The sequence below is a fragment of the Acuticoccus kandeliae genome (genome assembly GCF_003073115.1).
In genome coordinates, this window is the sequence record NZ_QBBV01000004.1 from 87,455 (window position 1) to 108,545 (window position 21,091).

Below are 21,091 nucleotides of genomic sequence, written 5' to 3' on the forward strand. Positions count from 1 at the left end.
GGCCGGGGGCGGAGCGCCGAGAACGCGTCTCTGTCTGGCGCGATTGCTCTTCGCTCAGGTTGAGCCAACCTGAGCGGCAAGCGCGCTAGCCGGCGCTCTCGTGGGCCTTGCGCTCGCGGTAGGCCAGCACGCGCGAGCCGATCAGCGACAGCGCGATCCCGACCCAGAGCGCGATGCAGATCGGGCTCGCGAAGAAGATCCTGAGGTCCCAGTTCACGAGCTCGACGCTCTGGATGAAATAGCGCTCGGCGAGCGGCCCCAGCACCATGCCGAGCACCACCGCGCTCAACGGATAGCGCAGCTTCACGAGGATGTAGCCGAGAAGGCCCATCGCGAGCATCACGCCGATATCGAAGATCTCGCCGCGATTGGTGTAGGCGCCGAGCGTCGCCGTCGCGATCGTGCACGGCACCAGGATCTTCAGCGGCACGCGGGTGAGCTGGTAGAAATATTTGGCGGCGAAGGCCCCGAAGAGGCCGATCATCAGGCAGCCGAAAAGAAGGAAGATCACCAGCGTCTGGATGAGGGGCATCTGCTCCAGGAAGAGGCGCGGCCCCGGCCGCAGCCCCATGTACATCATGACGCCGAGGAGGATCGCGGTGGAGGCCGAGCCCGGAATGCCGAGCGCGAAGGTCGGGATCAGCGCACCGCCGACGGTGGAGCTGTTGCCCGCCTCGCTGGCGATCACCGCGTCGCGCTCGCCCTTGCCATAGGCGGCCGGGTTCGAGGAGGTGTTCTTCGCGAGCGTGTAGGAGAGGAACGCGGCGATCGTCGCCCCCGCCCCCGGCAGCGCCCCCACCACCGTGCCGACGAGCGAACTCTGCAGGATGATGCGCACGCGCAGCGTGCACGCGCCCATGCCGCGGATGATCCCGCGCATGGTCGGCGCCTGGCGGTCCTCCGGCTCGGCGAGGACGCGGTCGTCGATGAGGAGCATCATCTGCGAGACGCAGAAGAGGCCGAGGAGCGCGGGGATGAAGGGGATGCCCTCGTAAAGCTCGATCGCGCCGAAGGTCATGCGCGACTGCCCCCAATAGGGATCGGCCCCGACGAGGGCGAGGCAGATGCCGAACCCGCCCGCGAAGAGCGTCTTCGCCGTCCCCCGCGCGTCGATCGAGGCGAGCACGGTGAGGCCGAAGACGACGAGCATGAAGAACTCGGGCGGCCCGAATTTCAGCGCGAAGCGGGCAAGAATCGGGGCGAGGAAGATGAAGGCGAGGACGCTGATCGTCGCCCCCGCGCACGAGCCGACGGCCCCCGCCGCGAGCGCCTCCGAGGCCCGCCCCTGCCGTGTCATCGGAAAGCCGTCGATCGCGGTCGGCGCGCTCCCCGGTGAGCCCGGCACGCCGATGAGGCAGGCTGGCAGCGAGTCGCCGTAGTTCACCCCGCCATAGATGCTGATCAGGAAGACCATGGCGTTGAGAGGCGACAGGGTGATCGCGATGGGGAGCGAGATCGCCATCGCCGCGCCGCCGCCGAAGCCCGGCAGCGCGCCGAAGAAGATGCCGAGCGCGATGCCGATGATCGCGAAGCCAAAGGTGTCGACCGACATCGCGGCCCAGATTTCAGCCATCCGGCTGTTCCTTTCCGTCCGGACGCGTGCGCGTCACGAACCGATGCGGATGTCGAAGAGCACCGCGAAGACGAGATAGAGCACCCCGGTGAAGCCGAGGGCGAGCGCGATCGAGACGAACCTGTGCACGCCGAAGACGAAGAGGCTCACGAGGAGAAAGATGCCGGTCGCGATGAAGTAGCCGATCGCGATGATGAGGCCGTAATAGGCGACCGAGAGCGCGAAGATGAGGAGCGCGTTGCGCGTGACGCCGAGCGAGGCGAGGCCGGAGCCGGTCGCCGCCGGGCGCCCGCGCCGGTCGAGATATTCCTTGGTGAGAACGACCGCCGCGAGGACGGCCATCACCACCATCATGGAGTGGGGGAAGAACACCGCCTGGCGCGAGAAGCCCAGCGTGTTGAAATAGTAGATCACCGCCAGCACGAGGATGACGGCCGGAAACACGAGCTCGATCCAGAAGGGACGCTTCTGTTCCATCCTATCCTCCGGCGAGGGCACGGGCGGGGGTGCGCCGCGCGGGGCGCGCGACGCGGGTGGAGAAACCGGACAAGCCGGAACCGCTTGCCCGGCGCGCCGCTACTGCTTCTGCGCGGCCTCGACCAGCGGCTTGTACTTCGCCATCACCTCGGACATCTCGTCGACGAGGCCCTTGGCCTTTTCCGGGCCCATATAGGTCAGCTCGCGGCCGGCGCGCGTCAGCCCCGCGACATACTCCTCGGAGTGGACCGACTTGTCGATCGCGTCGACGAGCTTCTGGAAGCCATCCGGATCGTCCTTGGCGAATTCGGTCGTCGCCATCACGCCGACGGCGAAGCGCAGGTGCGCGATCTTGAACGGGTCGGTGAGCTGCTCGTCGAAGGTCGCGGTGTCGGGATAGAGCTCGGCGCGCGCGTCGGAGACGATGCCGAGGCCCTTGATGTCGTCCTTCACCGAGAGGATCGAGGCCGGGCGCGAGATGCCGACATCGAAGTGCTCGCCGACGACGCCGCTCATGACCTCGGACCCGCCGCCGACGTTGACCGTGCGGAACTTCACCCCGCCCTGATCCTCGATCTGGAGGAGGGTGATGTAGTGCTCGCCCGTGAAGGTGCCGATCGCGACCGTCACCTCGCCCGGCCGCTCGCGCGCCGCCTCGATGAGGTCGTTCATGGAGTTGTAGGGCGAGTTCTTCGAGGTGAACCAGATCGGCACGTCACCGCTGATGATCGCGGCGGGCGTGAAATCGTCGAGCGTGTAGGCCGGCGTCTGGTACTGCACCGTGCCGATGATGTGCGGCAGGAGGAGCGCGCCGATCGTGTACCCGTCCCCGCCGCGCGCCGCGACGAGCTGCGCGCCGATCTGCGAGCTGCCGCCCGGCCGGTATTCGAGGAGGACGTTGACGCCGAGCTCCTTCTCGAGGAGCGGCTTCAAGGGCAGCATAAGCTGGTCGACGGCGCCACCGGGAGAGGACGGCAGAACGAGCGTGATGTCCTTTTCAGGCCAGTCCGCCAGCGCCGGTCCGGACAGGGCGACCACCGCCGCCGCCGCGACCATCGACTGTCTGATCCAATGCCGCATGTCTCTCTCTCCTCAGATGACGGGATGCCGGCGCCGTCCGATCGACGGTCCCCGAGGGAAATGCCCCAACCCGACCGGGTGACAAGGAGGGGTTCGTCGGTCGCCCCGCCTTTTCGATGGGCACGACTGTTTTATAATCGTTGGTGAATTGCAAGAGCATGGTACGGACGTATGGCCGCCCGCCGCTGGCCCTCGCGAAAGGCCCGTGCCATCCTTTCGACCGCCCGTCACGGCGCGCCGGCCACCGCCGCGTCCCGCTAGTTCCGGCCCCGCGCCGCCCCGTCCGATGAAAGCGAGCCCGCGATGTCCGCCCCCTACCGCGCCCGATTGTTCGGCACCCGCCACATGGCGTCCGCAGGCCACTATCTCGCCGCTCAGGCCGCGCTCCAGATCCTGGAGAATGGCGGCAACGCCATCGATGCGGGCGTCGCGGGCGGCATCGCGCTCGGCGTTCTCCAGAGCGACTATGTGAGCTTCGGCGGCGTCGCGCCGATCATGATCCAGCTCGCCGAGACCGGCGAGGTCATCACCATCAGCGGCCTCGGCCCCTGGCCGCGCGCGGCGAGCGTCGACTATTTCCGTGACAATCACGATGGATTGATGCCGAAGGGGATCATGCGCACCGTCGTGCCCGCCGCGCCCGACGCGTGGATCACCGCGCTCACCCGCTACGGCACCATCTCCTTCGCCGAAGCCGCCGGCGCCGCGCTCCGCTTCGCCCGCGACGGCTTCCCGATCGCCCCCCTCACCGCGACGGTGATCGAGAAATATCGCGAGGACTACGCCGCCTACCCGTCGAGCGCCGCGATCTACCTCCCCGACGGCGCGCCCCCGAAGGCCGGCGACCTCTTCGTCCAGAGCGATCTCGGCCGCACGATCCAGTACATGATCGACGAGGAGACGAGCGCGGCCGGCGGCGGACGCGAGGCCGGGCTCGAAGCCGCCCGCGCCGCCTTCTATCGCGGCGACATCGCGCGCGAGATGGTGCGCTACCATGCCGAGAATGGCGGCTGGCTCGCGGCCGAAGACCTCGCCACCTTCCGCTCCGACGTCGACCCGGCGCTGCGCTTCACCTTCGGCGACACGGAGGTCTTCACCTGCGGGCCGTGGTGCCAGGGGCCCCTCCTCGGCCAGACCCTCCAGATGCTCGACGGCTTCGATTTCCGCTCCGCCGGCTACAACACGAGCGCCTACATCCACCACGTCGTGGAGGCGGCGAAGCTCGCCTATAGCGACCGCCACCATTTCTACGGCGACCCGAAATTCGTGGACGTGCCGATCGAGATCCTCGCGAGCCAGGAGTACGCGGCGGAGCGGCGCAAGGCGATCAACCCGCACGAGGCGTATCGGGGGATGCCCGCGCCCGGCAAGATCGGCCGGCCGGGCGCCGATGCCGCGCCGCGCCCCTTTGTGGACGACGGCGCCCAGCTCGACACGAGCTATATCTGCGTGGTGGATTCGGCCGGCAACGCCTTCTCGGCGACCCCGTCCGACTCCTCCGTCGGCGCGCCGGTCATCCCCGGCCTCGGCTTCGTGCCCTCCACGCGCGGCAGCCAGTCCTGGACCGACCCGCGCGTCCCGGCCGTGCTCGCCCCCGGCAAGCGCCCCCGCCTCACCCCCAACCCCGCCTTCGCCCGGCGCGGGCGGGAATGGATGATGCCCTTCGGCTCGCCCGGCAACGACATGCAGCCCCAGGCGATGATCCAGGTCTTCCTCAACATCGTGGTGTGGGGAATGAACCCGCAGAACGCGGTGGAGGCGCCGCGCTTCGGCTCCGTCAGCTACCCGCGCTCGTCCGAGCCGCACGCCTTCGACCCCGGCCTCCTCCAGCTCGAAGGGCGCATCTCCGATTCCACCGCCGACGCGCTCGCCGATCTCGGCCACGACGTGAAGCGCTGGCCGGACTGGGAGTGGGTCTCGGGCGCGGTGTGCGCGATCGTCGCCGAGCCTGGGCGCATGGAGGGGGCGGCCGACCCGCGCCGGCCCTCAGGCGTCGCGGGCTGGTAGGCCGCGCCCCTTGAAAAGACCGCCGGGCTGTGGTGGCTCCTCAGAGCCGCCCACCCGGCGTCGCGAAGACGCGGGGGCCGAGGCGGCGCAGCGTTTCCCGTGAGAGGCTTCCCGTGTCGCACGCCCCATCCCCCACGACCCCGATCCCCGTCACAATCCTCACGGGCTTCCTGGGTGCGGGGAAGACGACGCTCCTCAACCGCATCCTGTCCGACCCGGAGGGCGTGCGCTACGGCGTGCTCGTCAACGATTTCGGCGCGGTGAACATCGACGCGGCGCTTGTGGTGGAGCGGACCGAGAACAGCGTCTCTCTCGAAAATGGCTGCGTGTGCTGCTCGATCCGTGACGATCTCGCGGAGGCGATCCTCTCCATCCTCGACGTTGACAATCCGCCGGACCGGCTGATCATCGAGGCGAGCGGCGTCTCCCGCCCCCTCCCGATCGCCGACACGCTGGAGGTCGAGAGCCTCGCCGCGCGCACCGCGCTGGATGGCGTCTTCTGCCTCGTCGACGCGGGGGCCTTCGCGGGCCTCGACTTCGCCGACACCGAGCTCGCGATCGACCAGGCGGCGGGCTCCGACCTCGTCATCCTCAACAAGGTGGACCTTGCGACCGGCGCGGAACTCAGCGCCATCGAGGAGAGCCTCGGCGCGGCCCTGCCGCGCCTGCGCCTCGTCCACGCCGAGAAGGGCGACATCCCGCGCGCCCTGCTCCTCGGCGCCCATGTCCCCGGCGAGGACCGTGCGGACGCCGCAGCTGCGCATCACGGCCACAGCCACCATCACGACCATGATCATGGCCACGATCACGATCACGACCATGCCGACGCGTTCCAATCCTGGAGCTGGGTGCGGAGTGCAGCGATCGATCCGTTGAAGCTGCGCGCGGCCGTGCGCGGCCTGCCGACGACGCTCTTGCGGGCGAAGGGTGTGCTGCGCGCCGCGGACGGGACGCGCGTCGTCTTTCAGCTCGTCGGCAAGCGCTGGTCGATCACCCGCGAGGACGGGCCGGCTCCGGCCGAAAGCGCCCTCGTCGCGATCGGGCGGCGCGGGTCCTTCGACCCGGCCGCCCTCGAGGCGCTGTTCGAGGAGATCGTCGCCGACGCGGCGTGAGGCGCAGCCTCAGCCGCGGAAGCGCTGCCGCGTCGCGACGCCCGCCGCGATGGTGAGAAGCAGCGTCGTCCCCATCAGGAGGAACGCCACCGCCGCCGCGAACGGCCAGTTGTTGAGCTGGAACTGCCCGTAGACGAGCGGCGCCATCATCTTGAACTCGGGCCCGCCGAGGAGAACCGGCGTCGCATACGCGTTCATCGCGAGGATGAAGGTGAGGATCGTCCCCGCCGCGATGCCCGGCAGGGCGAGCGGCCACAGGACGCGGCGGAACATCGTCGCCGGCGCCGCGCCGAGGCTGAAGGCCGCCTCCTCGAGATTGCGGTTGATGCCTTCGAGCACGCTCTGCAGCGTCAGCACCATGTACGGCAGGTTCACCGCGATGATGCCGATGATCACCGCGAGCTCGGTGAACATGATCTCGGTTGGCTCGGTGGTGATGCCGAGGTCCATCAGCGTCACGCTCAGGAAGCCGCGGCTGCCGAAGAGCGTCATCCAGCCCGCCGCGCGCACCGCGTTGCCGACGAAGAGCGGGATCACCACGCCGATGATCAGGAGATTCTTGTAGCGCGTCTGCGTGCGCGCCAGGAGGTAGGCGAGCGGAAAGCCGAGCAACAGGCAGACCGCCGTGCACAGCAGCGCCACGCGCACCGTCGTGAAGAAGACGCCGAGATAGTACCGGTCGGTGAAGAAGTTGATGTAGTTCTGCGCCGTCACCGCCTCGACCATGAGGAGGCGCGGGTCGAAATCGTTGAGGCTGTAGCGGAAGAGGATCAGCAGCGGGCCGATCACGCCCAGCGCGACCACCACCGTCGCCGGGCCGATCAGCGTCGAGGCGCTGAAGACGAGCGCGCCGCCGCGCGGCCCCTCGTCCGAGATGGTCGCCGTGGCCAACTAGATCTCCTCCCGCACGGTCCCGCGCGCCATGAAGGCGCGCGGGTCGCGATGGGATCCGTGACGGATCAACCCTTGAACTCCTTGTCCCACCAGCCCTTCAGCTCGACATCGTTGTCGAGCCAGAAGCCGAAATCCATGTTCTGGAGGTTGGCGATCGCCTCGGGCGTGAAGCCGATCCGCTCGTTCAGCTCGGCCGGGATGTTGGCGTTGTCGACGGTCGGGTTGTAGCCCATGTCCTCGGCGAAGGCGAGCTGAGCGGCGGGCTCCAGCATCGCGTTGAGGTAGGCATAGGCCCCATCGAGGTGCGGCGCGTTCTTCGGGATCACGAAGCCGGAGACGTAGGCGAGCGCACCTTCGCTTGGCACGGCGGAGCTGACATTGATGCCGGCATTCTGCCACTGCACCGTGCGCGCCTTCCACATGATGCCGACGTCGATCTCTTCCGACTTGAGGCCCTGCGCGAACGCCTCGTTGGTCGGATAGATGCGCGCGCCGCCCTTGCGGGCCTTGAGGAGCATGTCCTTCGCGGCGTCCATGGCGGTCACCGAGCCGCCGGCCGCGAGCGCCGCCGCCGTCAGCGTGTACTGGTACTGGATGTCGATGAAGCCGAGCTTGTCGCCCCACTTCGGATCGAACACCTCGGCATAGCTCTTCGGCGCCTCGACCTTGTCGGGATTGTAGACCGGCACCATGCCCGAATAGATCTGCCCGATGCCGTACTCGTACTTCATCGAGGGCAGGAGGTTCTTCGAGAGCGGGATGCGATCATAGTCGATCGCCTGGGTGATCCCGAGCTCGTAGACCTGGTACATGTTGGGACCGTTGAGGCCCTGAATGTCGGTGGAGCCCTGCGGCAGGCGGCGCTCGGCGAGCATCTTCGCGCGGCGCTCCGGGTCACCGGCCTGGTCCTGGATGACCTCCCAGCCCTTCGAGATCAGGAACGGCTGCTCGATGTTCTTGTTGAGCAGGCGCGCATAGTCGCCGCCCCAGGTGCCGACAACGGCGGTGCCCGCCGATTGCGCCCGCACGATGGACGGCCGCGCCAGAACGGCGGCGCCGGCAGCGCCGGCCATGCCCTTCAGAACGCCGCGCCGGCCGATGAGGCCCTTCAAGTCCTTCGTCATGTTGCTTCTCCCGTCCTCTTTCGTGGCGGTGGCGATAGGTCTCGCCCCGCTCTCCCCCTCGTTCAGCCTTCCGAGGCGCTGTCCCCGGCCGGGAACACGGCCGAGGTCGGCGCCCAGCCGACATGGATCCTGTCGCCCACGGACGGCAGGATACTCCCATCATGGTTCGGCACCTGCGCGATCACGTGGTCGTGCTCGCTGAGGCGCACATGGATGTCGATGAGCCCGCCCATGTAGGACACGAACTCCACCTCGCCGGGGAATGAGTTGCCCAACCCCTCGACCGGCGTGGCGCCGACGAAGACGCGCTCGGGACGGAGCGCGATCTCCGCCTTGCCGACGATCTGGCGCTCGCAACGGATCGCGAGGCCGCCATCGGTCGTCAGCGTGTCGCCGTGCATCTCGCCGCGGATGAAGCTCGACCGGCCGACGAAGCCGGCGACGAAATGGTCCACCGGGCGCTCATAGAGGTCGCGCTGGGAGCCGACCTGGCGCACCCGCCCCTCGTTCATGACGACGAGCCGGTCGGCCATCGTCAGCGCCTCCTCCTGGTCGTGCGTCACCATCACGGTGGTGATGCCGAGGCGCTGCTGGAGGCTGCGGATCTCGACGCGCACCTCGTGGCGCAGCTTGGCGTCGAGGTTGGAGAGCGGCTCGTCGAGAAGGAGGACGTCCGGCCGGAAGACCAGCGCGCGGGCGAGCGCGACGCGCTGCTGCTGGCCGCCCGAAAGCTGGCGCGGCAGGCGCTCGCCGAGATGGTCGAGCCGCACGAGGCGCAGCGCGTCCTCCACCTTGGAGGCCGCCTCCGCCTTGCTGACCTTGCGCATCTCGAGGCCGAAGGCGACGTTCTGCGCGACCGTCAGGTGCGGAAAAAGCGCGTAATTCTGGAAGACGAGGCCGGTGTTGCGCTTCCAGGGCGGCAGGCGCGTCACGTCCTTGTTGCCGATGCGGATCGCGCCGGCGGACGGTTCCACGAAGCCGGCGATCATGCGCAGCGTCGTGGTCTTGCCGCAGCCCGAGGGCCCGAGGAGGACGAGGAACTCACCCTCCGCGACATCGAGAGAGACGTCCCGCGCGGCGTAGAATTCGCCGTAATGCTTGGACACCCCATCGATTTCAAGACGCGCCATTCTTCACACCACCCGAGAGATTTTCACGAACCGGTCCGTGATCAGCATGGCCACGGCGATGATCGCGATTTGCAAGACCGATACCGCCGCGATGGTCGGATCGATTTTCCATTGGAGATATTGGAGGATCGCGATCGGCAGCGTCGTCCGGCCCGGTCCGACGAGGAACAGGCTCATTTCGAGGTTGCCGAAGGACGACACGAAGCCGAAGAGCGCGCCCGCCACGATGCCCGGAAGGATCGCCGGCATCGTCACCCGGCGGAAAGTCGTGAAGCGGTTCGCGCCGAGATTCTGTGCCGCCTCCTCCAGCGTCCTGTCGAAGCCGACGAGGCTCGCCGTGATGAGGCGCACCGTCCAGGGAATGACGAGGAGGACGTGGCCGAAGATGAGGCCGCCGAAGGAGCCGAGGATCGGCCACTGGGTCGCGATCGCGATCTCGACCTGGAAGACGTAGAGCGCGAAGCCGAGGACGATCCCCGGCACGATCAGCGGCATCAGGAGAAGGTTGTTCACCGTGCCGCGCCCGCGGAAGCGCAGGCGCACGATGCCGAGCGAGGCCGGCAGCGCGACGGCGAGGCCGATCAGCGTCGCCGCGACGCCCACCTGCGCGCTGATCAGGAACGCGTTGATGAAGCGCTCGTTGCTGATCGCGAGCTTGTACCATTGCAGGGAGTAGCCTTCCGGCGGGTAGGACGGAATTTCCTGCGCGTAGAAGGAGAGCCACGTGATGAAGATCAGCGGCGTCAGGATGTAGAGGAAGGCGACGATCGCGACGCCCTTGAGGAGCCAGCGGCCGGGCCGCAGGCGGTCCATCAGGGACGGCCCGCTCCCGTTGGATGGGCTCGCGACGCTCAAACCGCGCCCCCGAGGCGGTTCTTGTAGAACGCCCCGCCCTTCATGATGACGGCGAGATGGGCGCCCTGCCCTTCGAGGAGGGTGATGTCCTTCAAGGGGTCGTCGTCGACGACGATGATGTCGGCCCACGCGTCGGGCGCGATCGTGCCGAGACGGCCCGGACGGCGCACCACTTCGGCGGCGATGGTGGTCGCGGCGCGGATCACCTCGATCGGCTGCTGCACCTCGCACCGGATCGAGAATTCGCGGCTCTGGTCCTCCGCGAGCGCACCGAGAAGGTCGGACCCGTAGGCGACCTTCACGCCCGCCGCCTTGCAGATCTCGAGCGAGCGGTAGCCCCCTTCGAGGACCATGTCGTTCTTTTCGAGCATCACCGGGGGCATCCCGTAGGAGGCCGCCCGCTCCTTCATCGCCACGTAGGCGACGAGGTTGGCGACGAGATAGGCCCCCTTCTCCGCCATCAGCTTGGCGGCCGCCTCGTCGATGAGGTTGCCGTGCTCGATCGTGCGCACGCCGTGGGCGACCGCGCGGGTGATTGCCTCGGCGGCGTAGGCGTGGGCGAGGACGTAGCGGCCGAACGCCTCCGCCTCCTCCACCGCCGCCTCGATCTCCTCGATGGAGAATTGCAGCGAATCCAGCGGATCGTTCGGCGAGGCGACGCCGCCCGAGACCATGATCTTCACGTGGTCGCAGCCCTGGCGCATCTGCTCGCGCACGACCTTGCGGACCTCGTCCTCACCGTCCGCGACGATGCGCAGATAGGCCTGCCCGTTGCAGCAGGCGCAGGCGAAACCGGTGTTGGTGCGCGCGCGCCCGTCGCTATGGCCGCCCGTCGGGCCGATGGAGCGCCCGGCGATGAAGAGGCGCGGGCCCGGAATGAGGCCCTTCTCCACGGCCGTCTTCATGCCCCAGTCGGTGCCGCCGGTGTCGCGTACCGTGGTGAAGCCGCGGTCCAGCATTTCCTTGAGGCGCCGCGCCGCGCGCGCCGCCGCGAGGGTGAGAGGCACGTCCTCCATCCGGCGCATATAGACTTCGGAGTGCATCGAATGGACATGGCAGTCGATGAGGCCGGGCATCAGCACGCGCCCGCCGCAATCGACCGCCTGCGCGGAGGCCGAGCGGATCGGCGTCTCTGACACCTCCTTGATCTTCTCGCCCTCGACGAGGACCTCGTATCCGCCCCGCGGCTCGTCGAAGGCCGGGTCGAGGAGGCGCAGATTCTTGAAGAGAATCGGTTCGTTCGTCATGTGCGAGCCCCTTGCCGAGCCGCGCGCTGGTATCGGACTGGCATCAGTGTAGCGTCTTCTTGTGGACCGCGCCGTCCTTCATGATCAGCGACATGTGCCGTCCCTGACCGCCGAAGAGCTCGAGGTTCTTCAAGGGATTGCCGTCGACCACGAGGAGATCGGCGAAGGCGCCGGGCGAAAGGCAGCCGAGCTTGCCCTCGTGGCGCAGGAGTTTCGCGGCGATCGTGGTCGCGGAGCGGATGATGTCGATCGCGGGGACGACGTCGCTGCGAAGCTGGAACTCGCGGCTCTGGTCGACGCGCAGCTGGCCGAGAAGGTCGCTGCCATAGGCGACCGGCACCCCGGCGCGCTTGCAGATCTCGAGCGAGCGAAGCCCGCCCTCGATGACGACGTCGTTCTTCTCCAGCATCTCGCCGGACATGCCGTACTCGGCCGCCCGCTCCTTCATCGCGTAATAGGCGACGAGGTTGGCGACGAGGAACATGTCCTTCTCGGCCATCAGCTTCGCGGCCGGCTCGTCGATGAGGTTGCCGTGCTCGATCGTGCGCACGCCGGCATGGGCGGCGCGGGTGATCGCCTCGGCCGAATAGGCGTGGGCGCAGACATAGCGGCCGAAGGCGTGCGCCTCCTCCACCGCCGCGCCGACCTCGCCGAGCGAGAATTGCAGGCTGTCGAGCGGGTCATAGGGCGAGGCGACGCCGCCCGACATCATGATCTTCACGTGGTCGCAGCCCTGGCGCATCTCCTCGCGCACGGCCTTGCGCACCTCGGCCTTGCCGTCGGCGAGGCCCATGGTGAAGGCGAGCGCGTTGCAGCACGCGCACATCGGGCCCGGATCGGTGCGGCGGCGGCTGTCGGAGTGGCCGCCGGTCGGGCCGATCGCGCGGCCGGCGATGAAGATGCGCGGGCCGGTGATGTAGCCCTGGTCGACAGCGGCCTTGATGCCCCAGTCCGCCCCGCCGGTGTCGCGCACGGTGGTGAAGCCGCGGTCCAGCATCTCGCGCATGGCGACCATCGCCTGCGCGGTCATCAGCGTCAGCGGCACATTCTCGAGCTGGCGGATATAGACCTCGCCGAGGACCACGTGGACGTGGCAGTCGATGAGGCCGGGCATCAGCGTGCCGCCGGCGCAGTCGATCACGGCCGCATCGGGCGCGCTGATCGGGCGATCCGAGACTTCGCGGATCAGATTGCCTTCGACGAGCAGTTCATGACCGCCGAGGATCTCGTCCTTGGTCGGGTCCAGCATGCCGAAATTCTTGAAGAGGAACTGCCCCAAGGAGGTCTCCACTTGTGCTTTGCCGGTCGGCGGCGAAGGGGCCCTGATGGGCGCAGGGCGGACGACCATTCAAAACGTACGGCTGCCAACGAGTTGAAGGCAAGCGTTATACCATTCGACGGCCGGAGCCCCGGCAAACGCCGCCGTTGGACGGGACGGCGAATGCTGCGCTCGACGCCAGTAGATTTCGCGAGCGCAACACCCTCTATCCATGAAGCGACATGGATTGACGCTATTGCGTCAATCCCCAACACGCGTGACGAGCGTGTCGGTCAGGCCTCAACGCCGAAGGGATCGTCGACCGAGTGGCAGGGCTCGGTGAACCAGCGCGGGCCGTCCGCCGTCATGTAGGCGCAATCCTCGAGGCGGATGCCGAACTCGCCATAGATGCAGATCGTCGGCTCGACCGAGAAGCAGAGGCCCGGCACCATCGGCTGGCGGTTGCCGCGGACCATGTAGGTCTCCTCGTGGACCTCGACGCCGATGCCGTGGCCGGTGCGGTGCGGCAGGCCCGGCAGGCCGTATTCCTTGGCAAAGCCCGCCGATTCGATCGTCCCGCGCGAGGCCTTGTCGACATTCTCGCACGGCTCGCCGAGGACGGCCGCGGCGAAGCCGGCGGCCTGCGCCTCCTTCTCGAGGCCCCAGATCTCGCGCTGGCGCTTGTTCGGCTCGCCGAAGACGTAGGAGCGGGTGATGTCGGAGCGATAGTCGGCGACGAAGCAGCCGAGATCGAGGAGGACCATGTCGCCCTCCTCCAGCGTCTGCGGATAGTCGACCCCGTGCGGATAGGCCGACGCCTCGCCGAAGAGGACGAGCCCGCCGCCGGGCGGATTGCCGCCGAGCTTGCGGTGCGCGGCGATGACGAAGGCCTGCACCTCCGTCGTCGTGATGCCGACGCGCATGATCCGCGCCGCCGCCTTGTGCACCTCCAGCGTGACCGCGTTCGCGACTGTCATGAGGGCGATCTCGGCCGGCGTCTTCACCATGCGGCAGGCGCCGGTGATGGACGCGCCGTTCGCGAAATCGTAGCGGTTGCCGGCGCGGCGGAGCCCGTCGAACGTGAAGAAGGGCGTCGCCGGGTCCACCGCCACCGTGCCCGAATGGTAGCCGAGGCTCTCGATGGAATCGATCACCAGCGCGGTCGGATCCTCGTGCTCCTCCCAGCAGCGGATGTCGTCGCCGAATTTCAGCATGGAGCGCGTCTTCGGCTCCTCGAAGGCGGGGCTGAGATACGTGACCGGCCCCTCCACAGGCAGGATCGCGCCGTGGAGGCGCTCGGTTGGCTTGAGGTTGAGGCCGGTGAAGTAGTTCAGGTTGACCGACGTATCGAGATAGAGGGCGGAGATCCCCTGCTCGCGCATCAGGGCCTGGGCGCGCGCCACGCGGTCGAACCGCTCCGCGTTGTCGATGGGGACGATCCCCTTCGTCATGTCGCTCATCTTCGCGAGTTCGGCCTCTGCCGTCGAACCGCCCACACCGATCGTCATGTCACGTCCCTTTATTCACCCGCACACCGCGGGCCGCCTTGTCGAAGTTCGCCCCGCGCCTATCCGGCCGCGCCCGCGAGCCCCGTGACCGCGAACGCGATCAGGAGGACGGCGACGCCGCGTTTCCAGATTTCCGGATGGATGAAGCGCAAGACATAGGTCCCGGCGAGGATTCCGAGGACCGTGATCGGGGCAAGAAAAAGCGCCCACGTCAACGTCCCTTCGGCGAGCGCGCCGAGGGCGAGGCGGATGACGAGGGCGAGCGAGCCGAAGAGGGCGAAGACGATCGTGAGGAGCGCGCGCGTCTGCTGCGGCGTGCGCCCGACCGCGATCAGCCAGGCGACGAGCAGCGTTCCGCCGAAGGCGAACGCGCCGATGAGCATCCCCGTCAGGAGGCCGACGAGGAGCGCGGCCGCCGGATGGTCGAGCCCGCGCCAGCGCACGCGGGCAAGCACCGCGATCGCCGACAGGAGCACGGCGGCGTTGAGCACGATCGCCGCCGGACGGGCCGGCAATTCGGTGATCGCGAACGCGCCGATCACCGCGCCGATGGTGCCGCTGATGCCGATCAGGATGAAGTCGCGCTGCACGAGATGGCGCATGACGCCGGAGCGCAGCAGCACCGCCGAGGCGACGAGGTCGAGCACGAGCGCGACGCCAGTTGCGAACAGCGGTGCCCAGAAGATGGTCAGAAGAGGCACGGAAACGAGCGCGAACCCGAATCCCGTCGCCCCTCGGACGAGCGCGCCGAAGAGCACGACCGCGCCGGCCGCCAGTATGTCCATTCGTTCCCCCGAGGGCGCGCCAGGACGGACGCCCCGCAAATGGCCGGGCCACCCGGTGGGCCGCTCGACACGCGCGGCAAGGTCGCCGCGCCTTCAGCCGCATGCATCATTCGAACCAGCCGAACGAGACAGCGCGGCCGCCATAGCGCTGCGCACAAGGGGGAGGCAAGGCGGCGGGGGCGGCCGCCTTGTGGATCGTGCGCCGAGGCACCCCCGGTCAGGAGGCGGCGGCGCTCTGGGGCGCGCGCGCCTCGTAGAGGTCGCGGCCGGCGACGAGGGCGCGGATCTTGGCGTCGGCGATGCTGCGCTTCAGCATCCAGAAGCCGCAGTCGGGGTGGATGTAGCGGATGCGGCCCTCGCCGAGGAGGCCGGCGGCGCGTTCGAGGCTCCGCGCGATCTGGTCGGCGCTCTCCACCTCGGTCCGCTTCACGTCGACCACGCCGAGCCCGAGGCCGATCTCAGGCCGCAGCCCGCGGAAGGCGGTGACCTCCTCCGCCGGGCGGTGCGCCATCTCCATCACGATGTGGTCCACCTTCAGCGCGTTGAGGAAGCCGATCAGCTTCTCCCAGGTGCCGCGCTGAACGGACTGGCCGCCATAATTGCCGAAGCACAGATGGATCGCGGGCGTCGTCTTCACCGCCGAGAGGACGATGTTGCACGCCTCCGCCGCCCACTCCCACTCGTCCGGATGGCCGGGGAGGTTCGCCTCGTCGATCTGCACCACGTCCGCGTCGCAGTGCGCGACCTGCTCGGCGAGCGCCTCGGCGATCGCCATCGCGAGGCGCGGGGTCGAGCCGTAGTGGCGGTCGGACAGCGTCTTGGCGAGCATGTGCGGGCCGGTCAGCGTGAACTTGAAGGTCCGGCTCGCGAGCGCCTTCGCCCGCGCGCACGCCGCCGGAAGGTCGAGCGTGCCGCCGTCGATCGGACCCTCGACGATGCCGGCCGGGCGCGTGCGGAAGGCCATGCCGGCCTGGTCGCGGAAGGCCTGGATCTCAGGGAAGGAGAGCGCCGTGCGCACCCCGCCCATCGGACGCACGAAATATTCGATCATCCCGTTGGTCTCGGGATGGTTCACGTCGAAGCGGTAGAGCTCGCCGTCGCACACGACGTCGATGCCGGCGCGCTCCTGTGTGGCAAGCACCACGCGCGTCGCGTCGATCAGCGCCTGCTCGCTCGGCGAGCCTGCAAGCCAGTCGGGGATCGGGTAAGATCCCACAACTGTGGTGAGAATACCGGGCGTCGTCATCTCGTTCGCTCCCCTGTCGTCCACTTGACCGGCGTGCCGCCGCGCGGAATTATCGATTTAGTTAATAGCTTTAATGGGACGCAGGCCATGTCGCAACACGCCCCCGCACCGATCGAGCAACGGCCGACGCCCGCGCCGGCCGACGCGCCGCGCACGGTGGCGGTCGAGAGGCGCGGCGGCGTGCTCGCCTGGGCCCGGCGGAACTGGATCCCGCTCGCGGCCCACCTCGCGGTGATCCTCGCCTGGCAACTCTGGGTCACCCTCGGCGAGGTGCCGGCCTACGTGATGCCGAGCCCGGCCGCGACCCTCGCCTCACTGTGGGAAAGCTATGACTGGGTGCACAACACGATGGTCACGGCGGGCGAGATTCTCGCCGGCTACGCGATCTCGGTCGTCTTCGGCGTCAGCGTCGCGCTGCTCTGCTCCTGGTCGCGCATCCTCGACCAGGCGGTGATGCCGCTGATGATCAGCCTCAACATGATCCCGAAGGTCGCGCTCGGCCCGCTCTTCATCGTGTGGTTCTCGTACGGCTTCACGCCGAACGTGCTCATCGTCTTCGCGATCTCGGTGCTGCCGATCCTGCTCACCACCGCGCGGGGGCTGCGCGAAGTGGAACCCGACCTTCTCGACCTCGTGCGCTCGCTGAAGGGCTCGCGCTGGCAGATCTTCACCAAGATCCAGCTTCCGGGCGCCCTCCCCTACATCTTCTCGGGCATGAAGGTCGCGACCGTGCTCGCGGTGGCGGGCGCGATCGTCGGCGAGTTCATCGCCTCCGATTCGGGCCTCGGCTACCTCATGCTCCAGGTCCAGGTCACGCTCGACACGGCGGCGATGTTCATGGCCGTCCTCCTCATCACCATGATCGGCGTCGCCCTCTACGGCCTCGTCCAGCTCCTCGAATATTTCACCGTCTCGCGGGACAGCCGTGTCGCTTACGCCTGAGCGCCGTCCGCAGACGCGCGACCCCGTCCGCACCCGCGGCCTCATCATCGAGGCCGCCCGCAACGCCTTCGCCCGCGAGGGATTCGGCGGCGCGCGCATCGATTCCATCGCCGCCGATTCCGGCGTCAACAAGCGGATGATCTACTACTACTATGTGGACAAGGAGGGCCTCTTCCGGGCCGTCCTCGACACGATCTATGCCGAGCTGTCGGACGCCAGCGAGACGGTCGATCTCTCGGGCCCACCGCTCGCCGCGATCGGCGCCTTCGTCGACTTCGTATGGCGCTACTATCTCGCCCACCCGGACGCGATCTCGATCCTCAACAACGAGAACCTGCACAGGGGAGAGCATCTCGCCCGCTCGAGCGAGATCGGGCGGATGAAGCGTCCGCTGGTGGAAAAGCTGGAGGCGCTCCTGGAACGCGGCGCGGCGGAAGGCGTCTTCAAGCCCGGCCTCGACGCGACGACGGTCCACATCACCGTGATCGCGCTCGTCTATCTCTTCATCGGCAACACGCCGACCCTCTCGATCTATTTCGGCCGCGACCTTTCCTCCGAGGCCGCGCGCACCGCCTGGCGCGCGCACATCGAGGCGACGATCCTCGCGATCGTGCGCGCCTGAGAGGCCGCCGCGCCGCGCTCGCTTGACCTCCCTTCCGCGATGTAACCATATGGTTGAAAAGCGCAGCCCCACCGCCGCGCAATGGACTTCGCGGGAGAAACGCCGATGAGCGCGATCGCCGAAACGACCCTTCTCGACGCAGCCGGCCTGCCCGACACGATCGCGGACGTCGCCGCCCTCGAGGAGCTGATGACGCGCCCGACGAAGGCGCTCGTCGACGATCTCGCGGCCGTTCCGGGCGACATCGCCGTCCTCGGCGTCGGCGGTAAGATGGGGCCGACGCTCGCGCGGCTTGCCAAGCGCGCCGCGCCGGACAAGCGCGTCTACGGCGTCGCCCGCTTCTCCTCCCCCGGCCTTGCCGAGGCGCTGGCCGCCGAGGGGGTGGAGTGCGTCACCTGCGACCTCCTCGACCGCGAGGCCGTCGCGCGGCTGCCGGAAGCGCAGAACATCCTCTTCCTCGCCGGCTTCAAGTTCGGCGCGGCGGGGAACGCCTCACGCACCTGGGCGATGAACGCGCTGGTCCCCGCCTTCGTCGCCGAGCGCTACGCCGCCTCGCGGATCGTCGCCCTCTCCACCGGGTGCGTCTACCCGTTCGTGCCCGTCGACAGCGGAGGCCCGACGGAGGAGACCCCGGTCGGCCCGCCCCCCGGCGAATATGCCTGGTCCTGCCTCGCCCGCGAGCGGATGTTCGAATACGGCTCGGACATCCACGGCACGCCCGGCCGCCTCATCCGCCTCAACTACTCGATCGACATGCGCTATGGCGTGCTCCACGACATCGCGCGGGCCGTGTTCGACGGCGCGCCGATCGACGTGACGATGGGCCATTCCAACGTGATCTGGCAGGGCGACGCCAACACGATGATCCTGCGCGCCCTGAAGACGGCGACGAGCCCGACGAGCCCGCTCAACGTCACCGGCCCCGGTACCTTGTCGACGCGCACCCTCGCCAACGCCTTCGCCGAGCGCTTCGGCGTCGCGGCGAAGATCGTCGGCACGGAGGCGGAGACGGCTTGGCTCAACAACGCCGCCGCCGCGCACGCGCTCTTCGGCCTTCCCCTCGTTCCGCTGGAGCGGATGATCGACTGGCAGGCCGACTGGATCCGCCGCGGCATGCCCTCGCTCGGCAAGCCGACGGGCTTTCAGGTCCGCGACGGGAAGTTCTAGTGATCACCCCGTGGGGTGATCACCAGCGCCCCTCACTTGGTGGGGACGGTGATCGACGGGTCGATATATTCGTTGGTCACGACGTCCATGATGTCGAAGGGCTGGTCGAGCTCGAAATAGGTCTCGGTCAGCTCGTAGTCGGCCTTCAGCCGGTCCTCGTCGAAATAGCCGAGGCCCTTCGTGGTGGACGTCTCGTCCGTCAGAAGCTCCACGACGAGCGCCCAGTTCTGCAATTCGTTGTCCTTCTGGAGGCCGGAATTGGCGGCGACCAGCGCATCGACGCAGGGTTCGGGCGATTCCACGCAGAACTTGAAGGCGCGCTGGGTGACGGCGACGAAATTCTTCACCGCCTCCGGGTGCTCCTTCAGGAACTCGCCGTTGACGATGATGGAGTTGCCGTACGGGTTGATGCCGTACTCCTTCCACGCGAAGAAGCCCATGTCGTCGCCCAGCTCACGCTGGAAGATGTGATGGATGTTGTAGAAGGACGAGGTGACGTCGAACGCCCCGGACTTCAGACCCGCGAGCTTGGCGTTCGGCTGGACGTTCACCCACTTCACCGAGTCCGGATCGATGCCGACGGCCTTGGCGAGCGCCGGCCACATCGCGCGCGCCGCGTCGGAGGGCGGGTTGCCGATGGAGTGGCCCGGAAAGTCCTTCACGTCCTTGATGCCGGAGGATTTCAGCCAATACATGCCGTAGGGCGAGTTGGCGTAGATGTTCATGACGGCGACGAAATCGGCGCCCTTGCCCTTCGCGATGAGCGCGGTGCCGAGATCGGCGAGGCCGAGCTGGGTCTGGCCGATGCCGGTCCGCTGGACGGCCATCTGCGAGCCCTTGCCCTGCTCGATATTGAGGTCGATGCCGGCCTCTTCGTACCAGCCCTGCTCCTTGGCGTAATAGTAGGGCGCGTGGTCGCCGCCCGCGATCCAGTTGAGGACGAAATCGATCTCGACCTCGTCCGCGGCCTGAGCGGTCGTCGCCGACAAAAGCACCGCAAAACTTGCCGCAATAACACCGCGCTTCATGCTTCCTCCTCCCGATCCGCCCGCTCCCCGCAATTGACGCCACGGGTGAGTTCGGACAATGTAACTGTCTGGTTACCCAGGGTGCGATTAGTGGCCTCAGCTGTCAATCACATGGGTCCGAACAACGTCCGCGACCCACGCGACGACCGCCACCAAGGCGCGGCATTCTCGTCTCCGTTGCCCGTGCACGAGGCTTGAGATGCCGGCTGAAGCGATGGTGACTCCGGTGCCGCAGCGCGCGCAGAAGCGCCCGTTCATCCGGCTCGACAAGGTGCGAAAGGTCTATCAGAGCGGCGGTGAGGCGTTCGTCGCCGTCTCCGACGTGACGATGGAGGTCGGCGAAGGCGAGCTCGTCTCGCTGGTCGGCCCCTCCGGCTGCGGGAAGACGACCGTCCTGAAGATCCTCGCCGACCTCCACGGCCACGATGGCGGCACCGTCGAGATCGGCGACGCGGAACATCCTTTCACGCCGGGGCGCGACGTCGGAATGGTGTTCCAGCAACCCCTCCTCCTCAAATGGCGCACGATCCTCGACAACGTGCTCCTGCCGGCCGAGATCCTCGGCCTGCCCTTGAAGGCGGCGCGCGAGCGGGCGCGCGGCCTCCTCGCCCTCGTCGGGCTCGAAGGGTTCGAGGCGAAGAAGCCCTACGAATTGTCGGGAGGGATGCAGCAGCGCGCCGCGATCGCGCGCGCCCTCGTCCACGACCCGAAGCTCGTCCTGATGGACGAGCCGTTCGGCGCGCTCGACGCCCTCACGCGCGAGCGGATGAATCTGGAGCTCCTGCGGATCTGGGAGGAGAGCGGGAAGACGATCCTCTTCGTCACCCACTCCATCCAGGAGGCGGTGCTGATGGGCTCGCACTGCGCGGTGCTGACGGCCGGCCCCGCGCGCATGGCCGACTATTTCCCCATCGACCTTGCCTATCCGCGGCGCCTCGACATGCGCCAGTCACCCGAGTTCGGCGCCTATGCGCGCCGCATCTACCACCAGCTTGGCATGGACTAGAGACCGTCAATTCGCGGGCCAGACCGACAA

Annotated in this window: 19 protein-coding genes; 6 read left to right on the top strand and 13 right to left on the bottom strand. The window is 68.1% G+C overall.

Annotated features, from left to right (window positions below):
- Window positions 1-85 precede the first annotated feature (85 nt).
- From DBV35_RS23745 to DBV35_RS23755, 3 genes are all read right to left on the bottom strand, one after another.
- On the bottom strand, window positions 86-1,573 hold the full coding sequence (locus tag DBV35_RS23745; protein ID WP_108662886.1) for a tripartite tricarboxylate transporter permease: 1,488 nt from the start codon (window positions 1,571-1,573) through the stop codon (window positions 86-88).
- 33 nt (window positions 1,574-1,606) lie between these two features.
- The gene (locus DBV35_RS23750) at window positions 1,607-2,050 is read right to left on the bottom strand and encodes a tripartite tricarboxylate transporter TctB family protein (RefSeq protein ID WP_108662887.1); all 444 of its coding nucleotides are present in this window, start codon (window positions 2,048-2,050) and stop codon (window positions 1,607-1,609) included.
- A gap of 99 nt (window positions 2,051-2,149) precedes the next feature.
- Window positions 2,150-3,130, bottom strand: coding sequence for a tripartite tricarboxylate transporter substrate binding protein (locus DBV35_RS23755; protein WP_108662888.1), 981 nt, complete (start codon window positions 3,128-3,130; stop codon window positions 2,150-2,152).
- 303 nt (window positions 3,131-3,433) lie between these two features.
- On the opposite strand from DBV35_RS23755, the gene DBV35_RS23760 reads away from it, so the two are divergent.
- Complete coding sequence (locus DBV35_RS23760; protein WP_108662889.1) at window positions 3,434-5,137, top strand: gamma-glutamyltransferase family protein; 1,704 nt, start codon at window positions 3,434-3,436, stop codon at window positions 5,135-5,137.
- Window positions 5,138-5,250: 113 nt separating this feature from the next.
- On the top strand, window positions 5,251-6,249 hold the full coding sequence (locus tag DBV35_RS23765; protein WP_170135023.1) for a CobW family GTP-binding protein: 999 nt from the start codon (window positions 5,251-5,253) through the stop codon (window positions 6,247-6,249).
- 9 nt (window positions 6,250-6,258) lie between these two features.
- Here the strand turns inward: DBV35_RS23765 and DBV35_RS23770 are convergent, their stop codons facing one another.
- The 9 genes from DBV35_RS23770 to DBV35_RS23810 form a co-directional block, all read right to left on the bottom strand.
- A complete protein-coding gene (locus tag DBV35_RS23770; RefSeq protein ID WP_245944068.1) occupies window positions 6,259-7,140 on the bottom strand; it encodes an ABC transporter permease in 882 nt (293 codons plus the stop codon).
- Window positions 7,141-7,208: 68 nt separating this feature from the next.
- Window positions 7,209-8,267, bottom strand: coding sequence for an ABC transporter substrate-binding protein (locus DBV35_RS23775; protein ID WP_108662891.1), 1,059 nt, complete (start codon window positions 8,265-8,267; stop codon window positions 7,209-7,211).
- Window positions 8,268-8,329: 62 nt separating this feature from the next.
- Window positions 8,330-9,397 carry an ABC transporter ATP-binding protein gene (locus DBV35_RS23780; protein WP_108662892.1) on the bottom strand — a complete coding sequence of 356 codons (1,068 nt, stop codon included), beginning with the start codon at window positions 9,395-9,397 and terminating at the stop codon, window positions 8,330-8,332.
- A gap of 3 nt (window positions 9,398-9,400) precedes the next feature.
- Complete coding sequence (locus DBV35_RS23785; RefSeq protein ID WP_108662893.1) at window positions 9,401-10,210, bottom strand: ABC transporter permease; 810 nt, start codon at window positions 10,208-10,210, stop codon at window positions 9,401-9,403.
- 38 nt (window positions 10,211-10,248) lie between these two features.
- A complete protein-coding gene (locus DBV35_RS23790) occupies window positions 10,249-11,499 on the bottom strand; it encodes a metal-dependent hydrolase family protein (RefSeq protein ID WP_108662894.1) in 1,251 nt (416 codons plus the stop codon).
- A gap of 43 nt (window positions 11,500-11,542) precedes the next feature.
- A complete protein-coding gene (locus DBV35_RS23795) occupies window positions 11,543-12,778 on the bottom strand; it encodes a metal-dependent hydrolase family protein (protein WP_108662895.1) in 1,236 nt (411 codons plus the stop codon).
- A gap of 272 nt (window positions 12,779-13,050) precedes the next feature.
- The gene (locus DBV35_RS23800) at window positions 13,051-14,265 is read right to left on the bottom strand and encodes a M24 family metallopeptidase (protein WP_108662896.1); all 1,215 of its coding nucleotides are present in this window, start codon (window positions 14,263-14,265) and stop codon (window positions 13,051-13,053) included.
- 59 nt (window positions 14,266-14,324) lie between these two features.
- Window positions 14,325-15,050 (bottom strand): sulfite exporter TauE/SafE family protein, encoded by a 726-nt coding sequence (locus tag DBV35_RS23805; RefSeq protein WP_108662897.1) that lies wholly within the window; start codon window positions 15,048-15,050, stop codon window positions 14,325-14,327.
- A gap of 217 nt (window positions 15,051-15,267) precedes the next feature.
- Window positions 15,268-16,296, bottom strand: coding sequence for a cobalamin-independent methionine synthase II family protein (locus DBV35_RS23810; RefSeq protein WP_108662898.1), 1,029 nt, complete (start codon window positions 16,294-16,296; stop codon window positions 15,268-15,270).
- A gap of 87 nt (window positions 16,297-16,383) precedes the next feature.
- Between DBV35_RS23810 and DBV35_RS23815 the strand changes: the two genes are divergently transcribed.
- The 3 genes from DBV35_RS23815 to DBV35_RS23825 all read left to right on the top strand — a co-directional run bounded on the left by DBV35_RS23815 (window position 16,384) and on the right by DBV35_RS23825 (window position 19,027).
- Complete coding sequence (locus DBV35_RS23815; protein WP_108662899.1) at window positions 16,384-17,238, top strand: ABC transporter permease; 855 nt, start codon at window positions 16,384-16,386, stop codon at window positions 17,236-17,238.
- Window positions 17,222-17,860 (top strand): TetR/AcrR family transcriptional regulator, encoded by a 639-nt coding sequence (locus DBV35_RS23820; protein WP_157961936.1) that lies wholly within the window; start codon window positions 17,222-17,224, stop codon window positions 17,858-17,860. Before DBV35_RS23815 ends, DBV35_RS23820 begins: the two co-directional genes overlap by 17 nt.
- A gap of 105 nt (window positions 17,861-17,965) precedes the next feature.
- Complete coding sequence (locus DBV35_RS23825) at window positions 17,966-19,027, top strand: NAD-dependent epimerase/dehydratase family protein (protein WP_108663443.1); 1,062 nt, start codon at window positions 17,966-17,968, stop codon at window positions 19,025-19,027.
- Window positions 19,028-19,059: 32 nt separating this feature from the next.
- Here DBV35_RS23825 and DBV35_RS23830 read toward each other — a convergent pair whose 3' ends face one another.
- Window positions 19,060-20,055 (bottom strand): ABC transporter substrate-binding protein, encoded by a 996-nt coding sequence (locus DBV35_RS23830; protein ID WP_108662901.1) that lies wholly within the window; start codon window positions 20,053-20,055, stop codon window positions 19,060-19,062.
- A gap of 199 nt (window positions 20,056-20,254) precedes the next feature.
- Here DBV35_RS23830 and DBV35_RS23835 point away from each other — a divergent pair, with 199 nt between their 5' ends.
- Window positions 20,255-21,061, top strand: a complete 807-nt coding sequence (locus tag DBV35_RS23835; protein ID WP_108662902.1) for an ABC transporter ATP-binding protein — start codon at window positions 20,255-20,257, stop codon at window positions 21,059-21,061.
- The last annotated feature ends 30 nt before the right edge of the window (window positions 21,062-21,091 follow it).